Genomic DNA, 11,771 nt, shown 5'->3' with positions numbered 1-11,771 from the left:
GCGCGAATTGCACCAGCGCCATGGGCGCAGGCAGGAAGGCCTGCTTGATTTCGGCACCCGCGCCGCGAAACTTGGTCATGTCGTAGGAATTCGTCTCGGCAATGCCGCCGCCGAAAAAGACGCTCTCGCCCCAGTTCAGAACCTGATTGCCGAGACGCACGTTGACCGGCATGTCGCCGACAGGCACGACGCCATAGACATAGGCATCGAGCAGCCGCGCGCGGCGGCCAATATGGCTGATGGCTGAATCGCTGAGATCCGTGCGGCGCGTCGATTCCTTGTTCCACAAGATGCCATCGACGAAATAGCTGCCGCGCAGGAACGCGCCATAGTCGCCGGATTTGACTTCAAGCTCGGTCATGCCGCCGATGGGCGCGCTGAAGACGTCCCATTGATTGAAGTTCAGATTGCCGTCGTCGTAATTGTCCGTGAAGCCGTCATTGGCGCAACCCTGCGGATTGTCCGCGCTGACAAAGGCGCAGTTGCGCGGGCTCGTCCGCACCATTGCGCTGGCCGACAAGGTTGTGTCGACGGAGATGTCGAACTCGCCAGATTTGAACTTCATCGCCGCCGCATCGCTGGAAATCGCGACGAGCGAAATGATACCGGCACCCGCGCCCAATAATGTCCGCGCAAGCAGACCGGCGGATAGGCGTTTGCGTCGATCCGACATGCAAGTCCCCCCATTTACTATGCAGCACTTCCCCCCGGGGAGCGCGCTGCCATCGACCCCACTGACGCAATCGCCAGCCCATTGTAGAAGGCTAATGACGCGACAACGGCCCGGCTATGTCCTTCATAGGCTAGGCCGCGCTCATTCATCCGTGCCGGAGGTTTGCTCCGGCCAATTGACGCCCATCACTTTGAATCCGGGCGCATTGGGCAATTGGAAATAGGCGGTGAGCCTGTCGCGTCCGGCCGCACCTATCGTCTCGTCCCAAAGCTTCCACTCGTCCTGAAACACATGACCCGCGCTGCTGTTTTCGCGATCGAACAGAAGCGCCCTACCCGAACGCGGCTCGAACGGCTCCCAACGCGGAATGTCGTTATTGTTGGGATTGCCGCTGCGTGCAAAAGCGAGAAGGGATTTGCTGAAGGATCTGTTGATCGAGCGAAGCACCGCCGGGTCGGTCTTGTCGTACCAGCCACCCATGCCCGCATCAATCGTGCCGAAACAAAATGGCAGCTCGCCCGCATGCGGCGCGCCGTAAAAGCCATCCGCAACATCGCTTTGAACATCGAAGCGATAGAGCCACGTATTGGCCTGAAAGCGGCTCTGCGCAATGACGCTGTGGCCGACCGCCCAGTTGAAACAGACGCCGCCGACAATCGCAGCCATGACCTGCGCGGGCGTCTTCTCGCCCGGCATCGCGCGATAGGTTTTCAGAATGCGCGGTGCATGCTCGCCGAAAGTCCGCGCCGCCCAGGCGTCGAGATCGGACTCGCTCAGCGACATGACTTCGGGATAGTAGAGTAGCCAGTAGCGCGCCTCGTCATGCGTGACGCCGATCATCAGATCGATATCCGCCGCGACGCCGCGACGAAGAAGCTCCAGCGGATCTTCCGGGATCACATCGCCATCCATCGTCGGAAAGAACAATGAATCGCCGAGCACGGTTTCGCTATGCTCGATGAGAAGATCGGCCTGCGCACGCAGGATCGCATCGAGCGGCAGGACTTGCGCCTCAGCCGCCGTCTTCACGCCCGCAATTTCCAGAAACCGTTTCGCAATATTCGTCGCCGTCACCTGTCCAACAGCAAGCGCCGGCCCCGACATCGGAATGGCCCGCTTGAAGAGCTTGTTGGAATAGGGGCTGACCATCAGATTCTGGGTCGAGACGGCGCCAGCGGATTCGCCGAAAACCGTGATCAGTTCCGGGTCGCCGCCAAAACCCGCAATATTGTCGCGCACCCATTTCAGCGCGGCGATCTGATCGCGATGGCCATGATTGCTGCTCTGCGCGAAACCCTCTTCGCCGAGATTGGCCAGGTGAAGAAAGCCGAGCGCGCCAAGCCGGTAGTTGATGGTGACGACGACCACGTCGCCGTCGCGCGCGAGCTTCGCGCCGTTATAGTCCGGCTCGCTGCCTGAACCGATCAGGAAACTGCCGCCGTGAATCCAGAACATGACGGGACGGCGCTTGTCGTCGAGGGCTGGCGTCCAGATATTGAGGTGCAGGCAGTCTTCATTGCTGCGCGCGCAAATCTGCCCGCCATATGCCTCATAGAAAACATCGGGCAGTTGCGGCGCGACCGGGCCCCGATCATGCGCCCGTCGCGTATAGACCCAGGGCGCATGCGGCTGCGGCGGCTGAAAACGCAATTTGCCGACAGGCGCTGCCGCATAGGGGATCGCGTAAAAGACGTGAATGCCATCTTCCAACGTTCCATCGACGCGGCCATATGTCGTCAGCGCAATTGCCATTTCAGCTCCCTCGTCACAACCCCTTCATCGAGTAGAAGAATTGCGCTGCGGCGGGTATGGCCTTCATGGGCTAGAGCGCCGCGTACTGCCCTATCAAGGCCATGGCGCGCCCGAACGCAAAGCATCATCTTCCGCCTACAAATCTCTACGGTCAGGAAGAGGATAGAACATGCCCCGGCACAGCGGCAGGTTGGACGAGGCCATGCCGCGCCCAAAGCGCGCATGGTGGTCGCATTGCGATCATCGCAGCCTGACGACCATCGCCGCGATTTCCTTTGCAGGTGCCTACGGCCTGATGGCAATCGGCGCATTGCCGCTGCTCGTCACGCATTGGGCATCGGGGCTCGCGCTTGGCGAGCAATCGGCGGGCCTCATCGCCGCCGCCAATGTGACGGGCGCGACGCTCGGCCTTGCGGTCTGCCTGTGGCTCGTCACGCGCCTGCCGCTGCCGACGATTGCAACCATCGGCGTTCTCGTCGCGGTTCTGGGCGATCTCTCGTCGCTCGTCGCGCCCGGCACGGCCAGCCTGTGCGGGACCCGCCTGATTTCGGGCTTCGGCATGGGGCTGGTATCGGCCTCCGTCACCAACTGGATTGCGCGCCATGAAGATTCCGGCAGCGGCTTTGGCATGCTGATGCTCTTCCAGTTTCTCATGACATCCGCATTGCTCTTCATCGTCCCGCCGCTCCAGACGCTCATCGGCCCCTCGACAATTTACCTGTGCCTGCTCACAGCCGGATTGATAACCCTGATATTCATTCCACTGATGAATCTCAATGGCGGCGCAACGCCGCTGCTGCGGCAAACAAAGCCACGGCCCATGGCACCCAGGCACGCGCGCCTCTCCAGCCTCGCCATCGCTGCAGGCTGCGCGGTTGCCGGGCAGGCTTTGTTTGAGCTGGCGGGCATCGGCATCTGGACTTATGAGCATCGCTTCGGCGTCGCCAGCGGCCTCAGCGAAAGCCGCGCCGCAGAACTGCTCGCTCTCGCAACGCTCATGGGCATTCCGGCGAGCCTTGTCGTCATCTGGGTCGGCAATCGGTTCGGACGGCTGATGCCGATCCTGATCGGACTTGCGGGCTATGCGATCCCGGCGATCTGTTTCGCGCTGCGCGAGCCCTCGCCGCTTGGCTATATGCTCGGCCTCGGCGCCATGAACGCCGCCTGGTGCTTTGTCATTCCCTATTTTCAGGCGGCGCAATCGGCGCTCGACCGCAGCGGACGCACCGCCATTGCAGGCGTGCTTGTCGCCTCGCTTGCCGGAAGCATCGGCCCCGTTCTCCTCGGCACCGCCATCAGCGGCACCAACTTCGCGCCCCTGTTCATTCTGGCCACGATCATCCTTGCCCTCTCGACGGCGGCGGCAATTCCGGCAGGCATCGCCGCCGATCGCGTCAAGGACGGCACAGACGATGAGCAAGCGACCCGCGCAGATTTTGCGCGGCGGAAGCACGATATCGAATTCGCAGATCACGGGAGCAAGGCCGCATGAGCCGACATGCTTGCAACGCGTCGCGCCAATCCGCAGAATTGCGCCATCGGGGTATGCGTGAGTGAGGGGCGGATGGCGACAGATGGAAACTTGAAGGGCTCCTTGCCGCTTGGGCTGGTGGCGCAATGGAGCAAATGTCTGGCGGAATGCCTGACAACGCCCGATGCCCATTCCAGCGTGGAAAAACTCGCGACGGGTTTGCGCAATTTCGTGCCGGACACCTCTGTCTATGTCGGCTTTTACAGGCGCAAGGCACCGCCCGTCGTCATCGACTTCGAAGGGTCGGACGAATGGAACATGGGCTATCTGGAAGGAAAATATCTGCTCGATCCAAGCTATGAGCAGTTTCTGAAACGCGATGCCAGCGTCTGCCTTTCGCCCAGGGAAATGTTTCCGCCGGACTTTCGCAAAAGCGACTATTACATCTCCTTCTATCGTCCCTATGGCATGGTCGATGAGATCTGCTATCTGCTCTATCTGAGCAACGACCTCGCCGCCTATGTCTCGCTGATGCGACTGGCGGACACGACGCCTTTCTCCAATGTCGAATTTCGATATCTGAACGCAGTGACGGACAGCATCGAAACGGTCGCAAAGCGCATCTGGTCGCTCTATGACCGCGAAGGCGGCCTCGACGATATTCCCTCGCCGCAATTGCACCGCGTCTTGTCATCCGCCTATGAACGCTTCGGCGACGACGCCTTGAGCGAGCGCGAAAAGGAAGTCACGCGCCTGCTGCTGAAAGGGCTGCCGCCGAAATCCGTAAGCCGTATGCTGAACATCGCACCCGGCACGGTTCGCAATCACATCAAACGCATCTACGTCAAACTCGACGTGCGCTCGCAGGCCGAGCTGCTGGCGCTGTTCTTCGAAACCTTGAACGGCGCGGCAATGGCGCAGGCAAACGGCTGACGCTTCACAAATTCGGTAGCCGGAAGAACAAACAAAAACGCCGCAGCTTTTGCTGCGGCGTTTTCTTATGCATGGGCTCCGAAGAGCCGCCGGATCAATTCGCCAGAGCGATGATCTCTTCCTGATCGTCCTCGTCCTTGGACAGGTCGATGATGATCGCGACATAGCCCTGAGCCAGCAACTCGCCGAGCCTCTGGACGCTGTGAACGACCACGATCTTGGGCTTCGAACCCGTGGCGCCGGGGCCAGCCTGCGGGCTGACGAGACCGATCATCATGCCGTTCGGCAGAATGATCTCACCCGACGGGGTCACGATCGAACCGGCCGGAAGCGTATAGCCCTCGACAACGATCTGGTTCGGATTGGTGCCGAGATTGCCCGTCCGTGTCTTGCCGTTGACGACAAGCGAACCCGAACCGCCCGTATTGATATTCGTGAACGTGCCATCCACCGTGCCCGAGGGCGACGTCAGATTGAGCGTGGTCGCGAAGACGTCCACATCGACACCGTTGACGGCGAGGATATTGAACGTATTGCCGGTGAAGGTACCCGTCACCGTGTTGCCCGACACCGTGCCAGTCGGCGCGGTGACGTTGCCGTTGAAGTTTCCGCCAGCCGTCACATCGACATTGCCGCCCGAGACGATCGGGCCGGTTGCGTCGCCGCCGACAGTGCTCGTCACCGAACCTCTGGTGTGGAGCGTGTTGGAGGTGAAGGCCTGGTTGCCGGTCAGCGTCGAATTGTAATCGCCGCCGACATAGACCGTCGCGCCGGAGAAGTCGTCGCCCGTCGCACTCACCGAACCGAGCCAAAGGGTGTCGGTGCCGGCATTCTGCAGGCTGATATCGCCATTGGCCCCGGCAGCGCCCGTACCGGCCCCTGCGATGAACGCGACATTCTGTGCCCCGTCCGTGGTGCCAAAGATGCTGCCGGTGAAGGTGATGTTACCGGCGGCGCTGGGCGAGATCGTCGTGTTGAAGGTGGTCAGCGCCTGCGTCAGCGTGACCGGACCGGCAAAGCTCAGCGCGTTCGCAGCATAGGTGCTGCCGTTGAGCGTCGTCGCGCCCGAGATCGACGTTGCGCCAAGGCGCGTCGTCGCACCGAGCGAACCGAGAGCATTATTGCCCCCGTTCACCGTCAGCGTCTGACCGCCCGCCGTCGACCCGTCAATCGACGTGGCCGTCACGCTGCCGTTCAGCACCGTGTTGGAGAGCAGCGTCGTGGCATTGAGGACAAAGCCATTGACCGCCGAAACCGTTCCGCCAATCGCGGAGGCCACGTTCTGCGTGAAGCTGTCAACGGTCGAGCCGTCGAAAGCTATGTTGCGCGCACCGGTCACCACTACATCTTCGCCATAGCTACCGGAGGCCACATTGATCGTGTTGCCAGTTGCGGAGTTCGCTACTGCGGCGTTGATCGACATGGCGTCACCACCTGTCGTGTGACCGACATAGTAGGTGCTGTCAGAGATAGAACCCGTCCAGCCTGTCACATAGCCTGTAAGGAGTGCGCCCTTAACCTGCATCCAGTCAGCAAGACCCGTAACTGAGTTGTTCAGCCATGTGTACTTGTCAGACGGGTCGACGTTGTGACCTGCCAACGTGTAACCAGCGATATTGACCGTTCCGAAGTCGATGCCAATGGCACCGCCATAAGCCGTCGTACCATCAGACTCATCTTCCATGTAGACAGGATTTGCTTCGCCAAAGCTGTTGGTGCCATCGACCGTGATGTTGTTTACCTGCTGGTCGTAAGCCCTGTTGGTCTGATAAAGCGCCAGACCACCCCAGGCATTGCCGGACGTGACAGCGTTGGTGATCGTCACATTCGCAGAGTCCGTCAGCGCAATGCCGTTGCCAGCCGCTGTGTTGGTGACCGTGAGATTGTTGATTGTGGCACCCACAACGCCGTTCAGATCAAGACCCGTCTTCTTCGAGCCATTGATCGTCACGCTGTCTATGGTGAAGTTCAGCAACCGATCAGAAGCAACGCCCGTATCCGGCTGAACCTTGATCGCGTAGTGGCCAGCAGCAGTGTTCCCGTTGAACGTGAAGTCAGAGAGCTTCACATCATCGCCGGTGACATAGATGCCATAACCCGCCGATATTGTGCTGATGTTGGACTGTCCCTCGCCTGCGCCTGTCAGCGTCAGCCCGTTATTCTTAACATAAAGGGTTGAGATGAGCCCGTAGCTGCCCGCAGCCAGATTGAGGTCACCATCGGTGCCAGCCAGATCGACGGCACCCTGCAGTGAGCCACCCGAGATGCTGACAGTATTGTCCGACGCACTCAGGTCATTTGGCGATGCGGTACCATAGTACTGCAGGGCATGGCCGCCAGCGTAGACGATGTCAAAGGTGTTGCCGGTGAAAGTGTTGGCGCCCTGAGCCAAGCCAACGCCTTCCATCGATGCCGTCACAGTGTTGCCCGAAACGGTGTTGCCGGTGTTCTGCAGGCTGATGCCATAAGCGGTATTGATCGTGTTGCCGCTGATGATTGCATTGCCAGCAGAATATTGGGTTGTGGTCTGAACGCCGGTCAACGTGCCGTTGATCGTGTTGTCGCTCACCGTCACGCCCTGCCCTGAGATCGAGACGCCGACGCCGCCACCGTCACCATTGATGGTGAAGCCGGTCAGTGTCGTGCCGTCGGCACGCAGATCAATGATACGGCCCGTCAGACCCGTAGCATCAATGATCGCGCCGTCGGCGGCCTGGATCGTCACATCAGATGCGCCGCCAAACGACGTTCCGAAGGCTCCGTAGGTGCCCGAATTCACATTGACGGTTCCGCCAGTAGCGACCTTGTCGATGCCACGCTGCACCGAGCCCGAATTGGTCGTCACGTAGACGTTACCGGCTTTCACCGTGGCAAGGCCCGACGAAGCCAGATCAGTGCCGTGAGTGATCAGATCTTCGGTCGCGAAAAGTTCGGCGTCCGACATTTCCGAACCGAGTTCGCCATTGAACTTGACGTTGGTCAGGTCAAGCGCGTTGCTGTTGCGCCAGACAATGTACTGGATGGTATCGGCGCCGGAATTGATCTGGTTGCCCGCACCAAAGGTGACATTGCCGCCATCGGCGGCGTCGCCGGGCATGAAGAACGCATAGCCTGTATTGTCGAACGTATTGCCTGTGAAATTCGTCTGACCCGGAGCAGCAAACCTCACACCAGCCCCGCTCGCCTTTTCGGTAGCCACCGCCATATGGACATTTGTGAAGATGTTGTCCGCGACATTAAGCTCGTTAACGCCTCGCGTAAGGAGGGCGGCGCCGTAATGCACGCCATCGCTCGACACAGAGCCATTGGTACCGATGTCGCTAATCGCATTGCTGGCGAAGTTCACCGTATCGGCATTGAAAATCTTGAAGATGCCGCCGATAGTGTTTGTGGTGCTACCAATATTCTTCACGATGTTGTTGGAAATCGTGACATCGCTATAAGTGCCATCTTCCTGCTGACGAAACGTGATGCCACCCTTCACGTTGTCGATCAAATTGCCCGAGAAGATCGCGCTTGTGATCTGTGTACCATCTCTGGAGGTACCCGCTCCGCTACGTGTATCAAATGCAGACCCACCACTGATGTTTTCGAACTGTGAATTCGTGATGGAGATATCACCGCTATACTGACCGCCAATGAAGCCATTGCGGCCCGTAGCGTTCTGACCATCAATTTTCACGTTGTCCACGATGAGATTAGTAATCGAGCCGCCGCGAATAACGGTGTTCGAGCCAGCGTTCCCCGTAACGGAGAGATTTCTGAGCGCGAGATCGCTGAATGTACCGGAAAGCAGAATTCCGCCTGTGACTTGAGCGCGATTGTTCGCATCAGCTCCTTGAAGCGTCAGGCCCTTATTGATCGTGACCGCCTGGTCATAAACGCCGGAGAGAACGTTTACGGTTGCGCCCGTCGAGGCCGCGTTGATCGCCGTGTTAATCGACAGCGCCTGCGTGCCAGCGGTGTTGTAACCGACGGTGAAGATGTTGCTCGCCGCGGAACCAAGCCAGCCCTGCACGTAGCCCGAAGCCAGAACGGCGACATCGATAGCGCCCTGCTGTGTCTTCTGGAACCACGTGTAAGCGTCGGTCGGATTCGTGTTGCGAGCGATGTAGTCAAAGCCTTCGACCGTCACCGCGCCAAAATTATTGGTGGTGGATTCGTCTTCCATATAGACGGGGTTCGCTTCGCCATAAATGTTCGACGCCGCAATAGTGATATCTTTCGTCTGGTAGGAGTAGCCGCCTGACCTATTCGACTGGTAGATCGCGATGCCGCCCCAATTGTTATTGAGCGTCGTGGTATTCGTGACGGTTATGTTCTGACTATCCGCAATCGAAATACCGTTGCCGCCGGTGTTAGCTCCTCCACCAACCGGTGCGCCATTCGCAGTGACGTGATCAATCGTAGCGTTGATCACGCCGTTAAGGTCCAGTTCAGATTTGAACGCGCCTTGCGTAGTTACGTGCGAAATCGAGAAGTCGCTTACATCTTCAACTTTAATGCCGTAACCGAGGTTGCCTGAGCCGTTAGTCTTCCCGGACTGGCCAACCGTCGCTCCCCAAACCGTAAAGTTACTGAGAGAGACATTGTTGGCGCCTGATACAACGCGAAGGCCGTAGGTTGCGGCACCGCGCCCATCAATGATGGTACCGGCTTCGCTCTGACCAACAAGGTTCAGGCTCTTGGTAATTTCAAGGCGGCCATGTCTGTAACCATTCGCACTATTCACGACATAGGTGCCGTCCTTAATATTCACGGTGCCGCCAGTGACCACGGCGTCGACGCCCGCCTGAATATTGTTGATCGGCTGGCGCTCATTACCGACGCCATTTCCGAGGCCGAAATCGTCAGCAGCCGTAGCCACACCCGTTGCATCCACAGTTACCGACGAGCGGTTGGCCGTTGAGTACTGACGGTCAAGTACGGTCATGCCACCATTGTCTGTCGCCCAGTTGAGAATCTGCTGCTGGCGCGCAAGGCTCGGGTCGCTCGCAATCTTGGTGTTCTGCAGGCCCGTGACGATACCCCATTCATTTCCATTCACGCCTTCAGAGTTGCCGTGAATGTCAAAAGTATGGCCATCGCGATATTGGATAAGGATGCCGCCCTTGGTGTTTTCAAGCACGTTGTTGGCGATCGTGCCGGAAGCCGCATCCTCTAGCGTCGTGTCCTGCGTGCCATTCGCGCCGCTATTGGCAATCAGAATACCGGTGCGGACATCATGAATATTGTTGTCCGTAATCGTAACATTGCTGTTCGATTTCCCCGTAACGAACACGCCCCAACTGTTGCCCGCCGTGGTCCAATCAAGCGTCGCCTGATTGCCGGACACTGGGCCCGCGATTTCGAAGCCGCTCAGCGTTACGTCACTGGCATTGATCGTCACGCCCGTCTGCCCGACACCCACAGCGATTTTCGCGCCATCAGCGCCCGCGAGAGTTACGTTCGCCTTGCTGATCGTGTTGTTCGCGGCATACGTGCCGGCACCGACGTTGACGGTCGCACCGGTAACATTTCCGATGACGTTGAGCGCGTCTTGAATCCACGTACCGCCAACTGGAGTGTTGTTCACCGCATTGACGTTGATGATAAGCGCGCCGTCGCCGCTGATGTTGACGGTATTGGAGCCGGTACGGGATACACGGCGGCCGGTAAGAGTCAGTTCGGCACCGTTGGTCGCCGCAGCATTGATCGTGGTGTCGAGCGTAATATCGCCATTGCCGCCAGTCCCGCCTGCCGTCGAAACTTCGGTGCTTGTTCCACCAGTAAGCGAAGCCGTCAGAGCGCCCGCGAGCGCGCTGTCGATTGTGATGTCGTTCGGATCAATCAGCCACTTGCCTGCGGCACCGTTGGCCGCCGAGGCGCTAACGGAAAGCGCCGATCCGAAATTGACCGTTTCGCCAGACGTCTCGATGAAGCCGCCGTCGCCGCTCTGCGAGCCGCCCTGGGCGGAGAAGGTGCCGTCATATTTGCCGAGCTTGTCGGCATAGCCGTAGATCGTGCCGCCATCGCCATTTGTGCCTGCGTCTGCCTTCAGGACAGCGTCGGCGGTCGTGGTGATGTTATCGGCGGTGAGGATGATGGTGCCGCCTTCTTCATGCGCGGAAGACGCGAGAACGGTGCCCGAGACGTTGACGACCGAGTCGACGAGAGCGCCGGCAGCGCGCGCCGAAATCTGGACCGTGCTGCCGTCTGCAACGATGTGACCCGAATGGTCGACAATGGCGTTGTCGGCGCCGAGGCCGATTTCGACGAGGCGGTCGCCTGCGAGATCGAGCGTGAAGGTGGTGCCCGCCGCCAGCGCAACCTGGCCGACGCGCGCGGTGATGGTGCCGCTATTGCGAACCGCAGGCGCGACGAAAGCCGCAAGCCCGCCATCGGCAACTGTGATGTTGCCTTCATTGGTGACCGAGCCGCCATCGGCGCCCGTCAGCTGCAGGCGCGTATCGCCGCTCATGAACGACTGGACGCTGATATTCGCCGTCGAGGCGACGATGCCCGCAACGTCGATCTTCGCCGTCTTGCCGAAGAGAACGCCGTTGGCATTGAGGATCCAGACCTGACCGTTCGCGTTCAGGTTGCCCTGAATTTCGGTCGGGTTGGACGAGTTGTTGACGCGGTTGACCGCAATCGAGGAGCTGTTCGGCTGGATGAAGTTCGTCGTCGCGTTCGAACCGATGTCGAAGCTGCGCCAGTCGATGACCGTACGGTCCGTCGACTGATTGACGTTCAGCGTCGCAGGGCCAGACAGGTTGAACGTCGCCGCGCCGCCGACCACGTTCGGGTCTTGCGGCAGGGCGTTGGGATCGAGGGCGAAGGCAGAGTTTGCGCTGAGAGCGAAGCCGATTGCACCAAATGCAGCGACATGCCGTGTCAACGCCGTTGACGTGAGGAGCCGATACTTCCGCTGATTCAAGATCTTACCAGTCATATGTTCCC

The 11,771-nt window shown here is 59.5% G+C and carries 5 protein-coding genes; 2 read left to right on the top strand and 3 right to left on the bottom strand.

Translation table 11 applies throughout. From position 1 onward, the window contains the following. On the bottom strand, positions 1-673 hold a 673-nt coding region (locus tag WA943_RS10785; RefSeq protein WP_424469881.1), incomplete at its 3' end, for a DUF1302 domain-containing protein. A gap of 141 nt (positions 674-814) precedes the next feature. Further along, positions 815-2,425: a carboxylesterase/lipase family protein gene (locus WA943_RS10780; protein WP_424469880.1), complete on the bottom strand. Its 1,611-nt coding sequence runs from the start codon at positions 2,423-2,425 to the stop codon at positions 815-817. A gap of 202 nt (positions 2,426-2,627) precedes the next feature. Here WA943_RS10780 and WA943_RS10775 point away from each other — a divergent pair, with 202 nt between their 5' ends. Both WA943_RS10775 and WA943_RS10770 read left to right on the top strand, forming a co-directional pair. Next, a complete protein-coding gene (locus WA943_RS10775; protein ID WP_424469879.1) occupies positions 2,628-3,917 on the top strand; it encodes an MFS transporter in 1,290 nt (429 codons plus the stop codon). Between the two features lie 6 nt (positions 3,918-3,923). Continuing rightward, entirely contained in the window at positions 3,924-4,829 is a 906-nt protein-coding gene (locus tag WA943_RS10770; RefSeq protein WP_424469878.1) for a helix-turn-helix transcriptional regulator, read from the top strand. Positions 4,830-4,923: 94 nt separating this feature from the next. On the opposite strand, the gene WA943_RS10765 is transcribed toward WA943_RS10770, so the two are convergent. Next, positions 4,924-11,748 (bottom strand): filamentous hemagglutinin N-terminal domain-containing protein, encoded by a 6,825-nt coding sequence (locus WA943_RS10765; protein ID WP_424469877.1) that lies wholly within the window; start codon positions 11,746-11,748, stop codon positions 4,924-4,926. Positions 11,749-11,771 lie beyond the last annotated feature (23 nt).

Origin of the sequence: Parvibaculum sp., from assembly GCF_049651025.1 — a bacterium.
Taxonomy (GTDB): domain Bacteria; phylum Pseudomonadota; class Alphaproteobacteria; order Parvibaculales; family Parvibaculaceae; genus Parvibaculum.
Note: the sequence above shows the minus strand (reverse complement) of the source record. Positions and strands in the feature narration are given on the sequence as shown.

Bases quoted from the DNA above. Each gene is read 5' to 3' on its own strand.
- WA943_RS10770 (WP_424469878.1), top strand. From the start codon at position 3,924: ATGCTTGCAACGCGTCGCGCCAATCCGCAGAATTGCGCCATCGGGGTA.
- WA943_RS10775 (WP_424469879.1), top strand. From the start codon at position 2,628: ATGCCGCGCCCAAAGCGCGCATGGTGGTCGCATTGCGATCATCGCAGC.
- WA943_RS10780 (WP_424469880.1), bottom strand. From the start codon at position 2,425: ATGGCAATTGCGCTGACGACATATGGCCGCGTCGATGGAACGTTGGAA.